This is a genomic window from Nocardia sp. CNY236 (assembly GCF_000482385.1).
Classification (GTDB): Bacteria; Actinomycetota; Actinomycetes; order Mycobacteriales; family Mycobacteriaceae; genus Nocardia.
On the sequence record NZ_AXVD01000027.1, the window covers coordinates 1 to 21,851 of the forward strand.

Here is a 21,851-nt window from a genome sequence, read left to right on the forward strand (position 1 = left end):
CGGCGCTCGGGAGTTCGACCTGGTCCTATTCGGTGCGACCGGCTTCGTCGGCACACTGACCGCGCAATACCTCGCCGGCGCCGCACCGGAATCCGCGCGCATCGCCCTGGCAGGACGATCGTTGGACAAACTGACCACCGTCCGCGACGACCTCGGCCCCACAGCCGCAGGCTGGGAACTGATCGTGGTCGACGCCACCGACCGCGCCGCACTCGAGACCATGACCGCACGCACCACCGTGGTCGTCACCACCGTCGGACCCTACCTGCGCTACGGCATGCCACTGCTGGGCGCCTGCGCCGCCACCGGAACCCACTACGCCGATCTGACCGGTGAAGCGCTGTTCATCCGCGACGCCATCGACGCCTACCACGAGCAAGCCGCCGCCACCGGCGCCAAGATCGTCAACTCCTGTGGCTTCGACTCCATTCCGTCGGATCTGAGCGTGTATCGGCTCTATCGCCGCACGATCGACGACAACACCGGCGAACTCACCGACACGACACTGGTGGCCAGCGCCAAGGGCGGATTCAGCGGCGGCACCGTCGACTCCGCGCGCGCCACGATGGAGGCGATCAACGCCGACTCCACAAAGATTCCGGTGATGACGCACCCGTATTCACTCAGCCCGGACAAGTCCCAGGAACCCGACCTCGGGCGCCAATCCGACCGTGTGCTGGCGCGGGCACGCACCATCGACCCCAGCTTGAAAGGCTGGGTGGGCACATTCATCATGGCGGGAGCGAACACCAGGCTCGTGCGCCGCACCAATGGACTGCTGGGCTGGCCGTACGGCAAGAACTTTCGCTACCGCGAAGCGATGAACGCCGGCACGTCACTCGCGGCCCCGCTCCTGGCCGCGGGAATGGCCGGAGTCGAGGCAGCCATGGTGGCCGGGACGCTGTTGTCACGGTCGTCGGGCGGCCGCAAGCTGCTGGATCTGATTGTGCCCAAGCCCGGTACCGGCCCGAGCGCGGAATCTCGCGCCAAAGGCTGGTTCAGTATGAAGACCTACGCCCACACCACTTCGGGTGCGAAGTACGTGGCAACCTTCTCCGGCTCAGGCGATCCCGGATATCAATCCACCGCAACCCTCCTCGGCGAAAGCGGCCTGTGCCTGGCCTTCGACGGTGACCGGCAATCCGAGCTCGCCGGAATCCTGACTCCCGCCGCCGCAATGGGCGATGCACTCACCGAGCGGCTCCGCGCGGCCGGTATGACCATCACCGTCGACCGCGCCTGAAAACGCCACGGCCCTCGACCATCTCCGCTCGGCGCCACGCACCTTCGGTGCACGCCACGTGACCCCGAACCCCGGAGATTCGGCGCCGAGCGGGTCCACAGCCGCATACCGAGCGGTAAAGTGCGAGTCCAGTACAGCGCGGCACGGATGGACCCAGCGGAAGGGGGGCTTCCGGATGGTAGTACCCGACACCGGACAGAGAACAGCTCGCAGACTGTATGCGTCGGCCACCGGCGACCGCGGGGGTGAACAGTTCGAGCTGGACACCGTGGTCGCGGAGAATCTCGCCTCCGCCTGCGACCGACTGGTCGACGAGTTACGACACGCGATGGCCGACGGACATCTCGTCACCGATGTGACCGGCTTCCCGGACCTGCCGACCGGGCACGGACTGGCTCGCGGGTTCGCCGACAAAGGTAAGCAATACCTGGATACCCTGGCAGCATTTCAGGAGACGGCGCTGCTGCTCAAGGCCGCGTATTTGGCGGCGGCAGATCGGCTGACCGATGCCGAAGCCGCACATCGCGCTGCACTCAGGCTGATCACCGAACACTTGGAGCCTTAGGGACGATCATGGCAGACTCCGCGGCACGGGCGTCCGCCGACGGAATTCGGCGGGAATTGGCCGGATACGTCAGCGGAACAACCGATCCCAGCTACGCACCGGATCGGGAGGTGTTCGGCGCCTACACCCACCAACAGATTTGGAACTCGGTGCACGAGGCGCTCGACCCATCGACGCTCGGCCGGACGGCCGCGGCATGGCAGGCCAATGCGACTATGGTGGCCGCCGCATTTCAAGCCTTCTCCGACGTCGCCAACCGCGAGTTCGCACGCTGGTCGGGACGCGCTGCCGACGCCGCCGTGGAGGCGACCCGACAGTTCGTCCGCGCGGGAGAGGACGCACACGATGTCTGCCGCGCGGTCGCGCGGCTGATGGAATTGAACAGCGATGCCGCACAGACGACCCGCAATGCGATCGCCCCACCCCAGCAGTATCGCCCACTGGACGACCCGGCCGCAGAAGCGGTCTACGGCGGAAAACGCAGGATGGAACACGATTGCGCCGCAGCAGACAGCGAAGCCGACGCCCGGGACGCCATGACCTACGTCTACAACCCGACGATGCCGGCGACCGGCGACCACGTCCCCTCATTCCCTCGGCTGCGCGAAGGTCCGGCGGCGGGCGACGGCGATTCGGCGGGTCCCGACTCGGTCCCTGGAGGCAGCGCGCGGTGAAATGGGTGCTCACCTCGGACGAGTTCACGCATGTCTGGACGAATGAGACGGGCCTGGATCGCCGGCCCTACCCGGTCAATATGGTTCCGCCGGCTACAGTTCACACCGAATCGCAGCATCGTGCTCTGTGCTTGCCACAGCGCTTCGCTCACCGCGCCGACCCCGACTTGACGGCCGCTTTGATGCTCTGTGCACGCGGTGACGCAACCACCATCACCGTGTCGGGCGAGCGTACGACGCTGTCACGGATAGAGGACCCCACGGAGTACGAACGAATCCTCGCCTTTGCCGCGGTGGTGCACAACCACGCGGGTATCTTGGTCGCCACACCGAACACGATGACGGTGTTGATGTGTCACGCTCGTGCGGTCGGAGACCGTCTGGTGCGGATCATCGGTTCCGCGAGGCCGGGCAAGCTCGCCCCGATGCGTGAGCCGCAGGACGCGGTGCTCAGTCCGGACCGCACCGAACCATTCGTCACCAACGGGCATCGTGGCGCGGCCCGATTCCGGCAGACTCTGCGCAAGCCGGTCGACGGCCGCGGCTTCGTCACCGTCACGGTCGAGCCGGACAACCCCATGTCCCCGCCCACCCGACACCGCACCTGGCTGGACGTCTCCGGTGACGGGCGCTACCTGCTCACCACAGCGCACGACCTGGTCCTCGCTCCCGTGTCCGACCGGGATTTCGCTGCTGCGCTCTCACGTCTGGCGCAGGTGTGACGGCGCCCGACGGTCACCGTGGTTAGCTGGGTGTCATGGCGACGAAGCAATGGGCAGTGCCACCGAGCGAGGCTTTGTTGGCCACGGGACTGCGGGTCGCAGAGCTGGACACCTCCGGACTTCCGGGGTTCCGCGGCGACAAGAAGGCGGCGGTGGACTTGCTCGCCGAACGCAGTCCGGTGTTGTCCGACCTGCAGGAGAAGCTGTACGCGAACGGCCGATCCGGCGACCGGCGCAGCGTGCTGCTGGTGCTTCAAGGTATGGATACCGCGGGAAAGGGGGGCATCGTCCGGCACGTGATCGGCTCGGTCGATCCCCAGGGTGTCGACCATACGGCGTTCGGCGCGCCGACCACAGAGGAGTTGCGCCACCACTATCTGTGGCGCATCCGCAAAGCGCTGCCACGTTCGGGCCAGCTGGGTGTTTTCGATCGTTCACACTACGAAGACGTCTTGGTCGTACGGGTGCACAACCTGGTGCCACCCGAGGAATGGACGCTGCGCTACGACGAGATCAACGTATTCGAACGCGAACTCGTCGATGAAGGCACCTCGCTGGTGAAAGTGGCCATGTTCGTCTCACTCGACGAACAGAAACGGCGGCTGGCCGAACGACTGGAACGTCACGACAAGTATTGGAAATTCAACCCGGCCGACATCACCGAACGCGCGCACTGGCCCGCCTATCAGGAGGCGTACCAGGCGATGCTGGATCGCACCTCCACCGAACACGCGCCATGGTATGTCATACCCGCAGACCACAAATGGTTCTCCCGGCTCGCGGTCACCGAGCTACTCATCGCGGCGCTCGAACGATTGGAACTCGATTGGCCCCCGGCCAATTTCGATGTCGAGATGCAGAAGCAGCGTCTCACACGGGCATAGCGCGAGTCCCGCTCGCACTCGCAGCGGTGCGTTCACGGTCGCACTGTCGCCCGGAATCCGGTCCACCGCAAGTCACCCGGTAGGTGGCTCTGGTCGTTGAACATCACCAGGGTGGGTGACAGACCTGCCCGGTATTCGATCACGGTGAGTCCCGTGTTCGCGCTGTCCAAGCCGAGCCACCGGGTGGGCGGGGCGTCCAGCGCGTGGCGCACCAGCCACGCGATCGGGTACGCGTGCGTGACCAACACCTCGTGCGAGTCGGACTCGCTGCGCTCCGGAGCCTTGGTGAACCGCGCCACCATGGCCTCCGCGGTCCGCTTGCCCGCCGCGGCTTCGGCCTCGTCGAAGCCGTCGAAGAAGCCGGCCCAGGCGCGAGGCATCTCGTCCGCGTCCGGCACATCCGGAATATGGTCGATGAGTTCGGCCGCTGCGGCGACCGGCACCTCCGGCAGGTGTTTGGCGACCTCTCGCGCGCTCGCGGCGGCGCGCGGCAGCATCGAATGCCACACTGCTGCGATCGGCAACGGAGCGAGCCGCCTGCCGAGCAGGTCGGCCTGTTGATATCCCGCGTCGGTGAGTTCGCCGAGAGCGTCCGCCGCTCCGTGTCGCGCTAGGTAGAGGTATCGGGTCGCCACGGGGGAACCTATCGGCTTTCCGACTCGTAGCCACGCGGAAGGCCGAGTGTCGCCAGTAGGTCCTCGTGCAACTCCATCCACACGACGTGGCACGACGGGATGCCGATCCCGGCCACCCACCGCGCATCCCCGGCACTGGCGCGGGTCAGTGCGGCGTCGAACCGATCGGCGTAGCCTCCGAACCGAGCCAGCACGCCGGCGAGTTCATCGACCAGCTGGGTCAACTTCCCGCCGACCACCATGAGCTCGCGCAACACCCGGCCGTCCCATTGCGGGTCGCTGTGGTCGTTGGACGCCAGCCGGTTGCCCTGGGTGGGCCGCAACTGCCAGTCGGTGCAGGTCCGGACCAACCGCCCGTTGAGGGTCCCGAACTCCTTGTGCGCCTGCTCTACAGCGGCCCGTGCATCGGCCCGGTCGAGCTCCTCACTCAGCTTCCGGGAATCCTCGTCGCGGCCTCGCTCGGTGAGTGTCCACCCGCCAACGTCGCCGAACTCGACGTGCGTCACCCACCCGTAGGCTTCGAAGTCCTGCAGGAGCTCGGACGCGGTGGCCCGGTCGATGCCGGTGCGGTGGGAGACCGCCAGGTCGTCGGCCACTCCGGTCACTCGCACGGCATGCAGCACAGACAGTTCCGGCGATGAGGCATACGACATAGCCCTGAGCCTCCGGGCTCGCGCACAGAATGTCAACGCGGCACGGGCAATCCACGCGAGCGAGGTCGATATCCTCGGTCCGGTCAATGTAGACTCCCCGAAGCTGAGGGGAGGGCTGTTGCTGATCGACCTGGCCGACGCCGAACCCACGACGTCCGGCGGCAAAGCCGCCGTACTCGCCCGGCTTCTCCGAGCAGGTTTTCCGGTGCCACCCGGTTTCGTGGTGCCAACCGCCGCCTACGAGCAAGCCGACGGCGGCCTCTCCGCCGAGCTGATCGATGAGATCGCTCAGACACTGCCGAGAGTCGGCAACGGTTGTCTCGCTGTGCGTTCGTCGGCGACCAGTGAGGACACCGCCCGCGCCACCGCCGCGGGGCAGCACGACACTGTCCTGGGCGTGCGCGGGTCCGATCAGGTGGCTGACGCCGTACGCACGTGTTGGGCGTCGGTGTGGTCGGAGCGCGCGGTGGAATACCGACGCCGACAAAGAGATACGCGGTCACCGGCGATCGCCGTGTTGGTGCAGCGCCTGGTGGACGCGGACGTCGCCGGGGTGATGTTCACCGGTGACGACATCCGGCTGGAGGCGTCCTGGGGGTTGGGCGAGAGCGTCGTCAGCGGCCACGTCACCCCGGACTCCTGGGTGGTTTCCGGTGGCGCCGTCGCCCATCGTGCGCTCGGCACGAAGAAGATCCGGATCGACCGCACGGTCACCCGCGAGGTGGAACAGGCCGACCGGGATCGCTTCTGCCTCACCGACCACGAGGTCATCCGACTCGCGCAGCTCGCGCGCCAGATAGCCGACCTGCTGGACGGACCTCAGGACATCGAATGGGCGATCGTCGGCTCCCGGATCTGGATCCTCCAGTCGCGCCCGGTGACCAGCGCATTGCCCATCGCGCCCGCAGCCGTCGACGAAGACAGCGAAGCACTCACGGGTACACCCGGAAGTCCAGGTCTCGCCACAGGACCGGCACGCATCGTGCACGGTCCCGTCGATTTCGCTCGTGTCCGGCCGGGTGACGTGCTCGTGTGCCGCACCACGGATCCGGCATGGACCCCGCTGTTCGGTGTCGTCGCCGCGGTCGTTACCGAAATCGGCGGCCTGCTTTCGCACGCTGCGATCGTCGCCCGTGAGCAGGGTCTCCCGGCCGTCCTGGCCATCCCGGACGCGACGACAGCTCTGTACGACAGTGCGCCGGTGCGGGTGGACGGGAGCACCGGCAAGGTCACACTTCTCGGTTTCGATCCGAGGGCTGTCGGCCCGCCCCGGATCTGAATTGGTCAGACGGGTCCGGTCGACAGGTTATTGGGTGGCCGACCGATGGTGGCAGGTGTGATGATGCTCGGGTGAATCCGGTTCAGTTGATGGACTGTCGTAGCCGGGAGGAGCTCGTCGCGGCGATCGCTGCCGGCGCTGATCCTCAGTGGCTCATGTTCTGGGGGCATCGGCCGCCGAAGAACGGTGGCGTTGGCGCGAGCTGCCTGAGTCAATGGTGGCCTGCACCGTTCGTCGTGGATGGAACGACGTACAACTCGGCCGAGCACTGGATGATGGCCGGCAAGGCCCGGATGTTCGGCGACGAACACACGCGGGAACGAATACTGGCAGCGAGCCATCCCGCGGAAGCGAAGAAGTTGGGGCGGCTGGTGCGTGGCTTCGATGAACAGCTGTGGCTCGCAGAACGTTTCGATGTGGTCATCGAGGGCAGTACGGCCAAGTTCAAACAGCACCCGCAACTGCTGGCGTATCTACTCGGCACGAACGGTCGTGTTCTGGTCGAGGCCAGCCCGGCAGACCGGGTCTGGGGTATCGGCCTTGCCGCGGCGGACGCACATGCCACCGACCCTGAGCACTGGCGAGGTCTCAACCTGCTCGGCTTCGCCTTGATGGAGGCCCGCTCACGGCTGCGCGCCCGTTCGAGCGCTCATGGAGAGCCGACCAGGTAGCGCTGCAGCGTAGGACCGAGCCATTCGACGATGGCATCTCGGGAAAGGTCGACCAGCGGGGGGAAGCGCAGCACATAGCGGCACAGGGCCAAACCGAGCGCCTGAGAGGCAGCCAGGCCTGCCCGTGCCGGCGCCTGGCCGGGGTCGCCGGTGAGCTCGGTGATCATCGGCACGAGCTGCGCGGCGAAGATTCCGCGCATCCGCTCGGCGCTCTCGTCGGTCGTCATCGCGGTACGCAGCAGAATCTGCAGGGCGTCGTCGACCTCCCACCGGTCGACGATATGTGCAGCCAGAGCCCATCCCACCCGGTCGGGCGGCAAGGCCACCAAGTCGGGCAGTTGGAGGTCCATATCCGCCGCGCAGGCGAACAGGTGCTGCTTGCTGCCGAAGTAGCGCATGACCATGGACGGATCGATGCCGGCAGCGTCGGCTATCGCGCGGATCGTCGTCCGGTCGTACCCGTCGGCGGCGAACCGTTGCCGCGCAGCGTCCAAGATCGCCGCCTTGGTGTGCGTCGAAGACCTCCTCACGCGCACCACTCTAGGTCAACAAACGTTGGCCAACAACCGTTGACTTTCGCAGATTATGAATCCATGCTTATGCCAACACTTGTTTGCCAACGGGTGTTGGCATTACCTGGAGCGAGGAGCACAGACCATGCGGATCGTGAACGAAGACCTCAGCCCGACTACAGCTCCGCTGGTTACGCCCAGTACCACCGGATATCTCCTGCTCGCGGTGGAGGTCGATCGCCGACCGATGGTTCTGCCCGACAGTCGCGTCAAAGCGCTTCTCATCCGCGAGAGCAAGTCGGTGGCCGCAGAGCTCGAACGACTTCCGGAGGTCGTGCGCGCCACGGTGTTCCGGGGCTTCACCCACTTGGTACTCGGAGAGAATCGTCGTCTGTTGCGCAACGCGGTCGCTGCCGATCGCCTGTGGCCGGCACGCTACGACCTGGTGATCCTCATCGAAGTCACCCACCCCGCAACCATCGACACAGTGCGGTCGAACCGCCACTACGGTCGGCTGTCCGAACTGATGGCAGCCACGGCACGGCGCACCTTCGAGGTGGCCGCCGACAACCCCCGCAGCATGGGCGACGTCGACGCGTCTCGGCAGGGCGTGTTCTTGTTCAACTTCTTCTACGGCCGCGACGAAACACAACTCATGCCGGTATGGGAGTACACAGCAGGCTGGTGGGCGGTCAATACCGCGTTGGACAACTCCCGCGTCATGCAGCCACTCGACGGGGAACGACACGACTACGGCATCATCAACCACTGCCGGTGGGACCGGCTGCGCGACGTCGCACCGCAGATGATCGTCCGACCGTCGTTCCGTCGGTTCGTGCTGGCCAACTTCGCCGCCAACGACATCTCCGCCCAACCCACCCTCTACCGCCTGGCGTGACTCGCGCAACATATCCTGAGGCGCCCGAGATCCTTGCATGTCGTGCCCGGACACGACGTCACGCCGTATTCGAGGAAGCGATACGAAGACCGCTGTTCACTCCCCGCGCCTGCCACCGGCACTGGACCCCCACGCAGAACAGACCACAATTAAAGTATGGCCTCGCGCAGAGACGGCCGACCAAAGACCGCAGTGCGGATGCCCCGACCTACGGAGGCTACGTCGTGGGCAAGCACCCCGTCGGTGCGCTCACGAATGCAACGCCAACAAAGCCGCGACACTGAGCCAGAGTTGGCAGTGCGCCGTCTGCTGCATCGTGCGGGTCTGCGGTATCGCGTCGACACAGCCCCTCTCGAGAACCTGCGTCGGCGTGCTGATGTTGTCTTTGGGTCAGCCCGCGTTGCGCTGTTCATCGACGGCTGCTATTGGCACGGGTGCCCGACCCACGGCCAGCGCACAACCACTGTGAACGGGACTTACTGGCTAGAAAAGATCGATAGAAATCGAGCACGAGATCGCGACACCGACCGGCAGCTTCACGCCGCCGGTTGGCTCGCGCTTCGCGCGTGGGAGCACGCCGACCCGACGGAGGTTGCCGAAATGGTGATCACCGTAGTCAGAAGCAGGACACGAGACCAACACAGCGAAAACAGGCGTACGCAGCCGAGTTCTCTCTCCCGTAGAACGACGTCAGGAGGCCGATCGTGAGCTTTCGGTTGCGTGAAAACCATGTCCGGTTCTGACCGAGCGCGGCACGTTCGTCGTGCAGTGTCAACTCCCGGTGCCTCGCTCCAGGTCGTCAGCCAAGCACCTCAGAGCAGTCGGGATTCCCGGGTGGTCTTTGAGACCGTCCTCAGACAGTTGGTGCCGTACCCGCAGGATAGACGCGCCGATTTCAGCGTCCTCGGCAGATGCCGAGGACGCGACGTAGCGGCCAGCGACCAGATTGAGCCCCTGGAGGACGTCAATCAGCCGTTGCGCGAGATTCGGTTCTCTGGAATGCCAACGCACTAAACACCGGTAGACGAATGTCAACGCCTCGGCTCGCGCGTGCGGAGACACTCGGGACGCCAATATGTCTATGTATGCGTAGAGATCGACCACCGCGGGGTCGATTCCAAGGCGCATTGCTACTGGTTCGATCTCGGCGGCAATCTGCTCAGCACTGGGACCCCCAGCCACCCCCCGGGCGACGATCGTTGCTTCGCTCAAACCCTGTCGTGCGGCGGCATCGAGTTGTCCGACCTTGGACTCCCACGTAGCGGCCGTCACCTCGAATGCAATGCGGGCTGCCTGCCGTTCTCGTATAACGATGTCCCCGGGGGTATTGGTCGCCGTGTCGTTCGCTCCTACGTTCTTCGTATCTACTCGGCACCCGGACGTGCTTTGCGCGAGTTCAGCCTCCATCAGTCCGGCGAGGAGATACTGCTCGAAAGCACCTGCACTGCCTTGTGCCAGTAGGCGCTCCCGCAAACGCAAAAAGTTGGCGAATGTCAGCCGCGACGCGGCAATTTCCACCCACGGAGGCATCTTGAGAGCCTGGTCGAGCATGGTGTCGACAACGCCGATGACAAACGTCCGAACCTGATCGAGAGTCCTGCCCTTCTGAGACTGCCATTCGACGAAATCTTTCAGTGCAGCGCTCCGGACCTGTCTGGACTGATAGCCGCTGCGAAAACTCGAGGATTGTAGTGGTCCCTGTGTGGCCGGGATCTGTCGCGGCTGAAGAATTTTCTTACATAGATGGTCGCTGACTGCGCGGTCTCCGTGGAGGCGACCTGTCTCGGTCAAGTCACCACCGAGATTGTCGACAACGTTCAGCACTCTCCCCTCTGTGAGAGAGAACTGGGCGATGGTGAGCGCGGCTTCCGCCGCTTGGCTGGCTTCTGGCGGGTTGCATCGGAGCGGCGACACTACCGCATCGAGAACTTTCCGTGTCTCGTCATCGATCGCTAGGGGTTCGCGGGCGTCCTTGTCAGCCCGCGCTCTGAAGATGCTCTCGAGGTCTTTCTTCACTTGTCGGGTGCGGACAGAGCCGGACGAGAAACGCGCCGATTTGGCGTCAACCGAGTGAGATGTACCGTGGTCTGTCACCCGACAGCCATCCTTCGATCCTCGGCCGTTTGAACAGACTCGATGAGAGTGCTGACAACCGCGGACCCGACCGCGCGCGCCAATTGCACCGGGACAGCATTTCCTATCTGCCGGTACTGGGACGAGCTGCGTCCCTTCCATGGCATGTCCAGGGGGAAGCCCTGCACCAACGCAGCCTCCTGGCGTGTGATCCGCCTTGCACCAGGGACGATGCCGCTGCGGGGAACTCCACCTGCCAGGAGGTGCGCATGATACGTCGGTACCACACCGCCGCCGTCCAGCCAGGGTGTCTTGTTGCCACCCATCGATGCCAAGAGTGTTGGCACCAGACCATCCGGGTTGATGGGCCGACCACCACCGTTCCAAAGATGGCCGTCCCAGGGCGACGGGCGCAAATCCGGACTCTTGGCGTAGGTGACAATCGCCCTGTTTGGCTCGCCCACCGAGCATGCGGGGTCAAGCAACTCCTTTGCAGTGACCCATGGCTGTGCCGTGGTTGGGCCGTGGGTGGGCGTCGGCCATGTGAAACCCGGCTTCCTTGTGCCAACGATGAGCAACCGTTGACGGCGTTGGGAGACACCGAAGTCCGCCGCGTGCAGTATGCGCCAGTGCACGTAAAATTTCAGTTTCCGGAACTGTTCGATCACTTGTTCCAAAACAGCCAGCTGGGCACTTTTGGCCAATCCCGGCACGTTCTCCATCAGGAACGCTTCCGGCGCGACCTCTGCCACAGCACGCACGAACTGCGGGATGCCGTCACGCTCATCGAGAACACCACGTCGGTGGCCACCCATTGAATACGGCTGACATGGTGGACCACCAGCGACGACTGCGACATTCCCCCGCAGGCTGCGGAACGAATGTGTTGCAATATCGCCCTCGAACACCTGAAACGGCTTGTCGGGCGAGAAACGGGCATGAGCCGCGGTGTACGTGGCCAGCGCGTCCAGGTCCATCTCTGATGCGCCGACAATATCGAGACCAGCCGCCGCCAAACCTTGACTAAGCCCCCCAGCGCCAGCGAAGAGGTCCAGGGTCGGCAAATCAGTCACGAGCACCACCAGATCCTTCCACACCCGAGCCAACCGTCCTTGAAGCATGACGCGCTGCACCGACACACGGCGCATAGCTACTCATGCCCAGACACCCCGTCTCAGTTCCTTCGATTCCGATGATGATCGTCCGGCCGTCGTTCCGTCGGTTCGTGCTGGCCAACTTCGCCGCCAACGACATCTCCGCCCAACCCACCCTCTACCGCCTGGCGTGACTCGCGCAACATATCCTGAGGCACCTGGAATCCTTGCATGTCGTGCCCGGACACAACGTCACGCCGTATTCGAGGAAGCGATATGAACACCTACGCGGTATTGCTGCGCGGCATCAATGTGGGCGGCAAGAACAAGGTGCTGATGGCGGATCTGATCAGATGCCTGGAGGGACTCGGATTCACCGACGTCTCGACGCTGATCGCCAGCGGCAACGTGGTTTTGAGATCGGACCTGAACCCCGACGACATCGCGGGGAGGATCGAAGCGGCCCTGCCCGAGAGCTTCGACCTCCACGACGCCCTCATCAAGGTCCGGGTGTTGAGCCGCAACCAGTTCCACTCCGTGGTCGACAACAAGCCGACAGGCTTCGGCGAGCATCCAGAGACCTACCATAGCGACGCGATCTTCCTGATGGGCATCGACTCTGTCCAAGCGACGTCCGTATTCAGTCCGCGCGACGGCGTCGACAGGGTGTGGCCGGGCGACGGGGTGATCTACGCACAGCGACTCAGCTCGCAGCGCACGAAGAGTCGACTCGGCCAGATCGCTGGCACACCGGAATACAGGTCCATGACGATCCGCAGTTGGAACACGACCATGAAACTTCGGGCCTTGCTGGACCGGGTGCACGGCTCGAGGACAGCGCCATCGACTACTCCCGATGGGACTGCGCTTACCTAGACCAGAGGTGGTCCCCATCCTGCCCGACCTGGGTGGACAGCCTGATGGGACTTCTCACTTTCGCTTGATCGTTCCCGAGGCATCACCCAGACTAGGGGCCTTCGTAGTCGAATCGGAGGTAGAGGACTTGAAGCTGGCGGAGGCGTTGTCGTTGCGCGCGGACTCGGCCCGTCGTGTCGAACAGCTGCGCGCTCGCATTGTGAGCAGCGCCCGCTTTCAAGAAGGTGAGGAGCCTGCCGAAGACGCTGCGGCGCTGCTTGCCGAGGTTGGCGAGGTGCTCGGTGAATACGAAACGCTGATCCGGCGAATCAATCGCACCAACGCCGCCGCACAGATCGGATCGGAGGGCACACTCACCGACGCGTTGGCCCGCCGGGATGCGTTGCGCCTTCGGCATTCCGTGGTCACTGCCGCGGCAGACGCTGCGACAGGTCAGAGCAAGTCCGGGTACGTGCGCCAGCTGCGGTCCGAGCTGAAGATGCTGTCGGCTTTGCCTGTCGCCGAATTGCGTGGGCAGGCTGACGAGCTTGCCAGGGAGCTGCGCGAACTCGACGTGCGGATCCAGCGCTCCAACTGGGAGGTCGAGCTGCTGGACTGACAAACCGAGGTGGAGCAGGTAGTTGTCGCGGAGGCGTGCACAAACCCGCTGGGCCGACGGGTAATCGGTCTGCCCTTGGCGCACGATGGGCAGTGCGAAGGGTTCGATTCCCTTTCTCACACCGCAGCCCAGCATGACGCACAGGTGATCGGGCACGGCACACAGCACACCACCATGTGCAGATCTGTGACGATGAGGGCGGGTAAGGGGCACTCCACCTCCACAAAGAGACGGTCGCTGCCGGAAGTCCGCCCAAGACGGTTCGGTCCCCACTACGGCTGAGCTGGTCGGACCTCGCTTGCCATATGGTCAGCCGGCTCTGCCACGCCGCCGTTTCGTTCTCGAGGACTTCTTCGAATTGGTCGGGCGGGCTCCAGGTTTCGGGGCCGTACTGTGCCCGGTCGCCGGCCTGGGCTCGACGGTGTGCTCATCACCGATCCGGGCGAGGACGAGATGCTGCTGGGCATAGGTCCATACATTGTTGCCGACCCAGTACAGCAAGATCGCGATCATCAGGAACGACCCGCCGACGAGCACGCCCGCCGGAAAAACCCAGAGCAGCAGTTTTCGCGTGATCGCCTCGTGCGCGCCCGCGACAGCCCTTGAATCCGGTCGCGCCAGTGACGCGCGTGCATTGAAATGTGTGGCGAGGGCGGCGAGCAGCATGAGCGGGATGGCGACCGCAGCGATAGCGGCAGTAGTCGGTACGCCGCCGTAGGGCGCGAACGAGTTCAGCACGGTGTCGGGGGTGGTTATCGCGGTCGAGATCGGCGCGCCGAACAGGCGTCCGGCGAGGAACGACCGAACATCGGCGGCACCGAAGACATAGTTCGCCGTCGCGGCATTGGCCTCCGGGGTCATCCCCAGTTGCCCCCACCCCGTTCCCGTGCGATCGAACGAGCGCAGCACATGGTAGAGGCCGAGGAAGACCGGCGCCTGCACCAGCGCGGGTAGGCATCCCATCACGGGATTGAAGCCGTGTTCTCGCTGCAGCTTCCGCATCTCGAACGCTTGGCGCTGGCGGTCGTCGGAATACTTCTTCTGCAACGCTCGGATCTCAGGCCCGAGTTGCTGCATCTTCCGAGCAGTTCGAATCTGTGCGATCGCAGGGCGCAGCAGCACGAGCCGAAGAGTGAACACCAAGAAGACCACGGCAAGGACCCACGCAAATCCGTTGTCAGGGCCGAGAATCGCGCCGAAGGCTTTGTGCCAGAACCAGAGAATGGCAGAGACAGGATAATAGACGAAGTCGAGCATCGAGCACCTCGTTGCTGCACGAGCGCTCGCGCGAGGCTCGTGCGGGAATTGCCGACGCCGGTCATCACGGGACAGCGCCGGAATGGACAGGGCGAGACCTAGGCCCGCGTAGCGTTCGATGCGCTACGCGGCTGTCGCGACCCGTCCGGGTGCTCGTGGACGTGGCCGTCCAGGGGTGTCGGGGGCGCTCTGTCGACGGAAAGCGCCACGGAGAAGCTTCTCTTCGCGTCGAGGGCCGGCCGCGCCATCCGCGGGCAGGCCTGCGCGCGACCGGGCACTGTGCCCGGCGATGGCCAGCAACAGCACCAATGCGATTGCCGCGCCGACAACCATGGTGGGGCCGTCGACAGGCGCAGACACCGTGACAACCAGGGTCAGTACAGCTATCCACGCCAGCTGAGCGAGACTCGCCCCTCTGGACAGAACCGACCGGACCGGTGCCACAGCAGGAAGCATACCGAGACGTGCGCGCAAGGGAAGCTACGACGACACCCACGCACAGCCGCCGTGTACGGCCGGTGCGGCGGCGACTTCGGAATCTCTCAGGTCGACAAGCGATGATGTCGGCTGTGCCCGCCGCATGCGCATGAAGGTTCGGATCTACCATGTGGCGGCAGGCAACCGTCCGGCGAGCGAAAGGCGTGAACGCGCGGTGAGCAGAAACCAGGGTGGGAAGAAGTCGAATCCGTTGTTGTCGACGCAACGCGCCGAGCGCACCCGCAAGATCTTGATACAGGTCGGGGTCGCCGCCGTGCTCGTCGGTTTGATCGCGGCCATCGGCGTGAGCGTCGCAGTGAAGAAGGCCCGGCGGGACGCTCCCGGCCCTACCCCCACGATCGCCGCAACCTTCGACGGCATCTCCGCTTCCCTCGCCGAAAACGGTGCGATCCGAATCGGCAAGCCCGACGCGAAGGTCACCGTACGGGTCATCGAAGACCTCCAATGCCCCGCCTGCAAGCTCTTCGAGCAGTCCAACGGCCAAGTTCTCATAGACGCCGTGAACGACGGCACTGCGGTCGTGGAATACAACACGATCACGTTCCTCGACCCCCAGTCCGGCAACGAGTACTCCTCGCGCGCCGGCAACGCGTCCTACTGCGTCGCCGAGGCCGACCCCTCCAAGTATCAGCAGTGGCTGACGACGATGTTCGAGCAGCAACCGCTGGAGGGCACCGCGGGCCAGTCCGACGACCAGCTGATCGAGATCGCCGAAAGCGTCGGCTACGCCAAGGACGCGGTCGCCCAATGCATCTCCGATCGGACCTACGACAAGTACATCAAGGCGCGCACCGCGGACGTGGCGAATTCCATCGGCCTGTCCACCCCGACGGTCTTGGTCGACGGTAAGAAAGTCGATCTGGAAATCATGGTTCCTCGCAGCCTCGAGCCGGTGATCAGCGCCGCGGCGGCGTCGTGATCACCGCGGGACCACGCGCCGCGTGGATCCTGCTGCTCGGTGGAGTTCTCGGCTGGCTGGCCGCGGGGGCGTTGACAGTGGAGCGGTTCAAGCTGTTCACCGACCCCGGCTACACCCCGTCGTGCAGCTTCAACCCGATCCTGTCCTGTGGATCGGTGATGGTGACCGATCAGGCCGCCGTCTTCGGATTTCCCAACCCGCTGATCGGCGTCGTCGGGTTCTCGGTCGTGGTCACCCTCGGCATCCTGTCGGTGGCCGGAGTGGGATTTCCGAGCTGGATCTGGGGAGGGTTGTGGCTGGGCACTGCGCTGGGCGTGGGGTTCATCTGCTGGCTGATCTTCGAATCGCTGTACCGGATCAACGCGCTGTGCCCCTACTGCATGGTGGTCTGGGCTGTGGTCACACCGCTGCTCGCGGTGACCACCGATCAACTGTGGGGGCGCAGGCCCGGCCCGCTCGGCGTCCTGGCCGAATGGCGATGGACCATCGTGGTGTTGTTCTTCGCGGTTGTCCTGCTGCTGGTGTTCCTGCGCTTCCAGGACTACTGGCTGTCGCTGGTGTGATCGGGCCGGGTCACTTCGGCGGACCGGAGATCAGCACCACCGACACGGTGCGCTGGCCGCCCGCGCCCTCGAGCCCCAACCTGATGGTGTCGTTCGGTTTGCGTACGTTCAGCTCCGCACGCACGGCCCGAGCGCTGGTCACCGGATGGTCGTCGACCGAGACGATCACATCGCCCGCACCCATACCGGCGTTCTGCGCCGGCATGTCGTAGACGGCGACGTCGACCCGGGCGCCGGTGCCGGCGGGCAGCGCGTCGGAGACGAGCACCCCGAGGGTGGCGGTGGGGCCGATATGCACGGTGTCGGTCGGCCTGCCCGCCCGGATCTGTTCGACGACGTGCATCGCCGAGTCGATCGGCACCGCGTAGCCGTTCGGCGGATGCAGCCGCACCTGCTCCGGGTCGCCCGACGCCGCTGCGATGACTCCGACCACGGAGGCACTGCGATCCACCAGCGCCCCGCCGGATTGTCCCGACGTGATCGCTGCTTCGACTTCCAACATGCCGCGCAGCGATTTGCGCGACAGATCAGAGCTGTTGACTGCGACGATGGTGCTGTCGAGGGCGGTGAGCGGGCCGTGGACCGCTGTGGGCGTGCCGCCGGTACCGCCGGCGTTGCCGATGGCCAGGACCTCCTCGCTCAGGTGCAGCCCGGCCGAACTGCCGATGGTCGCGACCGGCAGCCGCGTCGCAGCAGGGAGGTCGAGCAGCGCGATGTCGGCGTCGGAATCGTAGCCGAGCACCACCGCGTCGTAGGTCTCGCCGGTACCGACGTCGGTGACCGTCACCCTGTCGGCGCCTTTGACCACGTGGTGGCTGGTGAGCACCTGACCGTCGGCGGTGAGCACGATGCCGGACCCCGCAGCTCCCGCCCCGAACGGTTCGGCGACAGCGTGAATATTGACCAGCGCCTGCTCCACGACCGTGGTGACGCAGTTCAAGTCCATCGTCTCGGGGGCGGCCAGTTCGACCGGCGTCGAGGATCCGACCGCAGGCGAACCGACTCGATCGGGCACTTCGCCGCCGTGGCCGATGAGGGCGACCATCGTGAGCAGAAGCGCCGCGACCATGACGAGCGCCCGGCCGCCACGCGTTCCGTTCGGCGTGGTCCGCTGCCACTGTCTGTCCATGGCTCCTCCGCTTCGGCCGAAGCACCGGTTTTCTCCATTGTCGCCACCGACGGCCCGTCCGCACAGACCACGGACGAAGGTCTCGGAACGATGGAGCCGCCAACAAGGCTGTTTCCGTGTTGTGGTTGTCAATCACACCGATAGACGAGTAGGCATACATACATGAGCACTGCTGCCGCTTATGGCGTGTCCAGCCCCGACGGCTCGTTCGAAAAGATCACGATCGAGCGTCGAGACGTGGCGCCTCACGATGTCCTGATCGATATTGCCTACGTGGGCATTTGTCACTCCGATATCCACACCGCACGCAACGAGTGGGGCGGGTCGCGCTACCCCTGCGTGCCCGGACACGAGATCACCGGCGTGGTCGCCGCGGTCGGGACCGCGGTGACGAAACATCGGGTCGGCGATCGTGTCGGGGTCGGGTGCATGGTCGATTCCTGTGGCGAATGCCCGCCCTGCCGCGCCGGCGAGGAACAACACTGCACCAAGGGCGCGACGATGACCTACAACGGCGCCGTCGACTCCAGTGTGCAGCCGGGTGGGAACACCCTCGGCGGCTACTCCACCCACGTGGTGGTGACCGAGAATTTCGTGGTCCGGATTCCCGACGAGATGGGGCTGGATGCCGCCGCCCCGCTGCTGTGCGCGGGAATCACGCTGTATTCGCCGCTGCGGTTCTGGGGCGCCGGGCCGGGCAAGCAGGTCGCGATCATCGGCATGGGTGGGCTCGGACATGTCGGAGTCAAGATCGCCGCCGCGATGGGCGCCGACGTCACCGTGCTCAGCCGCTCGTTGAGCAAGCAGGACGACGGAAAGGCGTTCGGCGCGAGCGGCTACTACGCCACCAGCGATCGGGAAACCTTCCGCGAGCTGCGCGGCCGATTCGACCTGATGCTCAATACGGTCTCGGCGAATCTTCCGTTGGACTACTACCTGCGCCTGCTGAAAATGAACGGCTCGCTGGTGATCCTCGGTCTCCCCGAGAAGCCGCTGACCGTCTCACCGTTCAGCCTGACCGGGGGTCGGCACTCGCTGGCAGGGTCGGCGATCGGCGGCATCGCCGAAACCCAGGAGATGCTGGATTTCTGCGCCGAACACAAGATCGGGCCCGAGATCGAGCTGATTTCCGCCGACGCGATCGACGACGCCTATGGTCGGGTCGTGGCCAGCGACGTCCGCTACCGCTTCGTCATCGACGTCTCGACCATGTGACCTACCACGCGCCACGGGCATTGCCCGGCGCTTCCGGACAGCGATCGGCTCGCTGTGTGAGTACGTTGGCGTGGTGTCTGTGAAGGACAACGACGAAGCCGCGCACCCCGCCAACGGCGTCACGGGCATGCCGTCGTGGCTGCCACGCGCGTTCCTCCTCGCCGCGGCGACGATCGCCGGACTGTTTGCGGCCTTTTGGATACTCCAGCGCATGCGGGGCTTGCTGACGATTCTGCTGGTCTCGCTGTTCCTCGCCTTCGCCATCGAGCCGGCGGTGAACTGGCTGGCCCGGCATCGGATCCGCCGAGGTCCGGCAACCGGATTGGTGTTCCTCGGCTTGGTGGCCGTGGTCGCCGCGTTCGGGTGGACGTTGGGCGCACTGCTGGTCGACGAGGTCGGCAACCTGGTGCAGAACACGCCGGAGTACGCCGACCACGTGGTGGAGTGGATCAACCGCACGTTCGACACCGAGCTGTCCGGCACCGACATCCAGAAATACGCCACCGACTGGAGTGCGACGCTGGAGGGCTACCTCTCCGGGTTGGCGGGCAATGTGTGGGGCATCGGTACCGCCGCGGTCGGCGCAATCTTCCAGGGCCTCGGAATCTTGTTGTTCACCTTCTATTTCGCCGCCGATGGGCCACGCTTCCGCCACGCCGTGTGCTCGTTGCTGCCGCCCCGGCAGCAACGACATGTGCTGCGCGCCTGGGATATCGCGGTGGAAAAGACCGGCGGATACATCTATTCGCGCGGACTGCTCGCGCTCGTCTCGACCCTGGCGCACTATGTCATGCTGCGCATCCTGGATCTGCCGTCGGCGTTCGCCCTCGCGTTGTGGGTGGGGGTGGTATCGCAGTTCATCCCCACGGTCGGCACCTACCTGGCCGGCGCGCTACCGGTGATCGTCGCGCTGGTGCACGGTCCGACCACGGCCCTATGGATTCTGGGCTTCATCGTGCTGTATCAACAGTTCGAAAACTACGTGCTGCAACCACGCATCACCGCGACCACCTTGGACATGCACCCAGCGGTCGCCTTCGGCGCAGTGTTGGCAGGCGCAGCGCTGCTCGGCGCAACCGGCGCCCTGCTCGCCATCCCGGTGACCGCGACGGTACAAGCGTTCTCCAGCGCCTTCATCCGCCGCTACGACGTGGAAACCGACGACGAGCAGCCGGCCTCATAGCCTTACGCGTCGAAGGGGTTCGGTATGGGGTTGCGGGGGTAGGTGTGGTGTGGGTGCACGGTGATCACTTCGCAGACACCCACGAGTTCGGTGGGCACGTCCGGGCCGATGTGGTGGAGATCGGGCACGATCACCGCATCGGCGTCGATCTTGCGCACCGCGTCGACCAGGCGAGCGAGCGGCTCGCTGGTGTTGGCCCCGAACACCACGGTTTTGGCCAACTCATACCCCAGCCGGCTCGCCAGACTACGGATCTGGGTCTCGTGCCAGGTCTGGGTCACGCCGGAGACATCGCGGCGCAGGTAGCCCAACGCGGTCGGTTTCGCAGTCATACTCACCAGTTCGTCATCAGATTCGTCGATCACTGCCGAATCTCACTGTGCGCTATCGCTCCAACCGGCCGCGAGGCGGGGTCACAGCGGCCCGAACACCCGGGGCCGGTTGACAACATGGCGAATACCCTTGCACTGGTGGGTGTGCGAATCTGTACGTGGCGTTTTCCGGAGTTGAACCGAGCGCCGGCACGCTGTTCAGTTCGCGAGTTCGGCAAGGATTCGCCGGGCTTCGCTGATCTTTCCGGCGGCGTTCTCCAACTGTTCGGGGCTGAGGCATTTGCTGAACGCGGCCGCATCCACGAGCTGCTGTTTCACTTGGTCGAGCCAGAGGAGTGCGAATTCTCGGCGCTGGAACTCGGGCATGCCCGAGACGATACCCGAATTCGAACACAAGTTCGATAACTGTCAAGTTGCTACTACTGCCGGTCTACCACTTCTATCCGGCCGCGTGCCTCCTTCGGGCTTCATCGTCCATGCAAGAACCTTTCCACCAGTGTCTCCATTCTTTTCGATGCGGCACCCCAGACCTCGAGCGCGCCAAAGTCCGGTACGTCGAGCCGGACCAGCTTTGCCTGCCCCCGCGTAGATCTCGGAATAGAGAGCCGGGGCTGGAGTGTGGCGCCGCGGCACCGGCCAGATCGCGCTGCGCCTGGCACCGCTGGTCGCCCACGTGCACGCTGTCGACCCCGATCCCCACATGCTCGACGAAGGAGCGAAGCTCGCCACCACAGCCGAGGTCGACAACATCAGCTGGCGCGAAGGCGACTCCTACCACCTAGGCGCCCTCGATCTGCCCGCCCTCGATCTGGTCACCATGGGCGCCAGCTTCCACTGGACCGACCGCACCGCACTGCTGGCCGACCTCGACCATCGCCTCATCCCAACCGGTGCGGTTGTGCTGGCCAGTGGCGGACCCCCGGCCACCGCCACCGCACCGCCCTGGCACGACATCGTCACCGAAGTCCGCACCGCCCACCTCGGCCCGCAGCGCCGCGCCGGTACCAGCACCTACACCCATCCGCGCATCACCCACACCGAAGTCCTGGCCACCTCACCGTTCTCCAACATCGACATCGACATCACAACCTGGCACTGGGATCTGCACCGCGACATCGACTCCGTGATCGAGCTCCAGTTCTCCTTCTCCTACAGCGCACCAGGCCAATTCAGCGACGAGTCCGCCCGCGCGGCGTTCGCCCGGGACCTGCGAGCCGCACTCGTCGAAAAGTTCGGACCCGACACCGTGCTCACCGAACACCTCACCACCGAGTTGATCATCGCCACCCGCCCAAACGGAGGGTCATGACCCGTATCCCGCTCCGGATCACCCCGGCCGACAACGCCGACACCGGTCGCGTCGTCGTCGAGTGGATCA

At 65.1% G+C, this 21,851-nt stretch carries 26 protein-coding genes; 16 read left to right on the top strand and 10 right to left on the bottom strand.

The features are described 5' to 3' along the window. The 5 genes from K940_RS0114990 to K940_RS0115010 all read left to right on the top strand — a co-directional run. Positions 1–1,243 (top strand): trans-acting enoyl reductase family protein (locus K940_RS0114990; RefSeq protein ID WP_028478219.1); only part of this gene is annotated, 1,243 nt, incomplete at its 5' end. A 175-nt stretch (positions 1,244–1,418) separates the two neighbouring features. Beyond that, positions 1,419–1,808, top strand: a complete 390-nt coding sequence (locus K940_RS0114995) for a hypothetical protein (protein WP_028478220.1) — start codon at positions 1,419–1,421, stop codon at positions 1,806–1,808. Positions 1,809–1,816: 8 nt separating this feature from the next. Beyond that, on the top strand, positions 1,817–2,482 hold the full coding sequence (locus tag K940_RS28425) for a hypothetical protein (RefSeq protein ID WP_051407214.1): 666 nt from the start codon (positions 1,817–1,819) through the stop codon (positions 2,480–2,482). A gap of 5 nt (positions 2,483–2,487) precedes the next feature. Beyond that, on the top strand, positions 2,488–3,204 hold the full coding sequence (locus K940_RS0115005) for an ESX secretion-associated protein EspG (RefSeq protein WP_231390387.1): 717 nt from the start codon (positions 2,488–2,490) through the stop codon (positions 3,202–3,204). A gap of 35 nt (positions 3,205–3,239) precedes the next feature. Beyond that, the gene (locus K940_RS0115010) at positions 3,240–4,088 is read left to right on the top strand and encodes a polyphosphate kinase 2 family protein (RefSeq protein WP_028478222.1); all 849 of its coding nucleotides are present in this window, start codon (positions 3,240–3,242) and stop codon (positions 4,086–4,088) included. Positions 4,089–4,120: 32 nt separating this feature from the next. Here the strand turns inward: K940_RS0115010 and K940_RS0115015 are convergent, their stop codons facing one another. Continuing rightward, positions 4,121–4,723: a histidine phosphatase family protein gene (locus K940_RS0115015; RefSeq protein WP_028478223.1), complete on the bottom strand. Its 603-nt coding sequence runs from the start codon at positions 4,721–4,723 to the stop codon at positions 4,121–4,123. Positions 4,724–4,731: 8 nt separating this feature from the next. Beyond that, positions 4,732–5,376, bottom strand: coding sequence for a transcriptional regulator (locus K940_RS0115020; RefSeq protein ID WP_028478224.1), 645 nt, complete (start codon positions 5,374–5,376; stop codon positions 4,732–4,734). Between the two features lie 118 nt (positions 5,377–5,494). On the opposite strand from K940_RS0115020, the gene K940_RS28430 reads away from it, so the two are divergent. Further along, positions 5,495–6,655, top strand: coding sequence for a PEP/pyruvate-binding domain-containing protein (locus K940_RS28430; RefSeq protein ID WP_051407215.1), 1,161 nt, complete (start codon positions 5,495–5,497; stop codon positions 6,653–6,655). A 71-nt stretch (positions 6,656–6,726) separates the two neighbouring features. Next, positions 6,727–7,326 (top strand): NADAR family protein, encoded by a 600-nt coding sequence (locus K940_RS28435; RefSeq protein ID WP_231390388.1) that lies wholly within the window; start codon positions 6,727–6,729, stop codon positions 7,324–7,326. Here K940_RS28435 and K940_RS0115035 read toward each other — a convergent pair. Then, positions 7,305–7,856: a TetR family transcriptional regulator gene (locus tag K940_RS0115035; protein WP_028478225.1), complete on the bottom strand. Its 552-nt coding sequence runs from the start codon at positions 7,854–7,856 to the stop codon at positions 7,305–7,307. The genes K940_RS28435 and K940_RS0115035 overlap by 22 nt on opposite strands. A 127-nt stretch (positions 7,857–7,983) precedes the next feature. Here K940_RS0115035 and K940_RS0115040 point away from each other — a divergent pair, with 127 nt between their 5' ends. Further along, positions 7,984–8,736 carry a hypothetical protein gene (locus tag K940_RS0115040; RefSeq protein WP_028478226.1) on the top strand — a complete coding sequence of 251 codons (753 nt, stop codon included), beginning with the start codon at positions 7,984–7,986 and terminating at the stop codon, positions 8,734–8,736. 198 nt (positions 8,737–8,934) lie between these two features. Next, positions 8,935–9,444 carry a very short patch repair endonuclease gene (locus K940_RS31655; RefSeq protein WP_081706379.1) on the top strand — a complete coding sequence of 170 codons (510 nt, stop codon included), beginning with the start codon at positions 8,935–8,937 and terminating at the stop codon, positions 9,442–9,444. A gap of 63 nt (positions 9,445–9,507) precedes the next feature. Here the strand turns inward: K940_RS31655 and K940_RS0115050 are convergent, their stop codons facing one another. Continuing rightward, the gene (locus K940_RS0115050) at positions 9,508–10,830 is read right to left on the bottom strand and encodes a hypothetical protein (RefSeq protein ID WP_196812209.1); all 1,323 of its coding nucleotides are present in this window, start codon (positions 10,828–10,830) and stop codon (positions 9,508–9,510) included. Continuing rightward, positions 10,827–11,957 (bottom strand): DNA cytosine methyltransferase, encoded by a 1,131-nt coding sequence (locus K940_RS28440; protein WP_051407216.1) that lies wholly within the window; start codon positions 11,955–11,957, stop codon positions 10,827–10,829. Before K940_RS28440 ends, K940_RS0115050 begins: the two co-directional genes overlap by 4 nt. 222 nt (positions 11,958–12,179) lie before the next feature. Here K940_RS28440 and K940_RS28445 point away from each other — a divergent pair, with 222 nt between their 5' ends. Both K940_RS28445 and K940_RS0115070 read left to right on the top strand, forming a co-directional pair. Next, positions 12,180–12,779, top strand: coding sequence for a DUF1697 domain-containing protein (locus K940_RS28445; protein WP_051407217.1), 600 nt, complete (start codon positions 12,180–12,182; stop codon positions 12,777–12,779). 127 nt (positions 12,780–12,906) lie between these two features. Then, positions 12,907–13,377, top strand: a complete 471-nt coding sequence (locus K940_RS0115070; protein ID WP_028478228.1) for a DIP1984 family protein — start codon at positions 12,907–12,909, stop codon at positions 13,375–13,377. Between the two features lie 309 nt (positions 13,378–13,686). Here K940_RS0115070 and yidC read toward each other — a convergent pair whose 3' ends face one another. Next, positions 13,687–14,634 carry a membrane protein insertase YidC gene (gene yidC / locus K940_RS28450; RefSeq protein ID WP_051407218.1) on the bottom strand — a complete coding sequence of 316 codons (948 nt, stop codon included), beginning with the start codon at positions 14,632–14,634 and terminating at the stop codon, positions 13,687–13,689. Positions 14,635–14,757: 123 nt separating this feature from the next. Next, positions 14,758–15,078: a DUF6412 domain-containing protein gene (locus tag K940_RS0115080; RefSeq protein WP_051407219.1), complete on the bottom strand. Its 321-nt coding sequence runs from the start codon at positions 15,076–15,078 to the stop codon at positions 14,758–14,760. Positions 15,079–15,286: 208 nt separating this feature from the next. On the opposite strand from K940_RS0115080, the gene K940_RS0115085 reads away from it, so the two are divergent. Both K940_RS0115085 and K940_RS0115090 read left to right on the top strand, forming a co-directional pair. Beyond that, entirely contained in the window at positions 15,287–16,051 is a 765-nt protein-coding gene (locus K940_RS0115085) for a thioredoxin domain-containing protein (RefSeq protein ID WP_028478230.1), read from the top strand. Next, complete coding sequence (locus tag K940_RS0115090; protein ID WP_028478231.1) at positions 16,048–16,614, top strand: vitamin K epoxide reductase family protein; 567 nt, start codon at positions 16,048–16,050, stop codon at positions 16,612–16,614. The genes K940_RS0115085 and K940_RS0115090 overlap by 4 nt, the downstream gene beginning before the upstream one ends. 10 nt (positions 16,615–16,624) lie before the next feature. Here K940_RS0115090 and K940_RS0115095 read toward each other — a convergent pair whose 3' ends face one another. Further along, entirely contained in the window at positions 16,625–17,743 is a 1,119-nt protein-coding gene (locus tag K940_RS0115095; protein WP_028478232.1) for a S1C family serine protease, read from the bottom strand. A gap of 162 nt (positions 17,744–17,905) precedes the next feature. Between K940_RS0115095 and K940_RS0115100 the strand changes: the two genes are divergently transcribed. Then, on the top strand, positions 17,906–18,958 hold the full coding sequence (locus tag K940_RS0115100) for an NAD(P)-dependent alcohol dehydrogenase (protein ID WP_028478233.1): 1,053 nt from the start codon (positions 17,906–17,908) through the stop codon (positions 18,956–18,958). 73 nt (positions 18,959–19,031) lie between these two features. Continuing rightward, on the top strand, positions 19,032–20,141 hold the full coding sequence (locus K940_RS28455) for an AI-2E family transporter (protein WP_051407226.1): 1,110 nt from the start codon (positions 19,032–19,034) through the stop codon (positions 20,139–20,141). A 2-nt stretch (positions 20,142–20,143) separates the two neighbouring features. Here the strand turns inward: K940_RS28455 and K940_RS0115110 are convergent, their stop codons facing one another. Next, positions 20,144–20,506: a hypothetical protein gene (locus tag K940_RS0115110; RefSeq protein ID WP_231390390.1), complete on the bottom strand. Its 363-nt coding sequence runs from the start codon at positions 20,504–20,506 to the stop codon at positions 20,144–20,146. A gap of 165 nt (positions 20,507–20,671) precedes the next feature. Then, on the bottom strand, positions 20,672–20,839 hold the full coding sequence (locus tag K940_RS32345) for a DUF6374 family protein (RefSeq protein ID WP_155980886.1): 168 nt from the start codon (positions 20,837–20,839) through the stop codon (positions 20,672–20,674). A 250-nt stretch (positions 20,840–21,089) separates the two neighbouring features. On the opposite strand from K940_RS32345, the gene K940_RS28460 reads away from it, so the two are divergent. Then, positions 21,090–21,782, top strand: coding sequence for a class I SAM-dependent methyltransferase (locus K940_RS28460; protein ID WP_051407220.1), 693 nt, complete (start codon positions 21,090–21,092; stop codon positions 21,780–21,782). Positions 21,783–21,851: the final 69 nt, after the last annotated feature.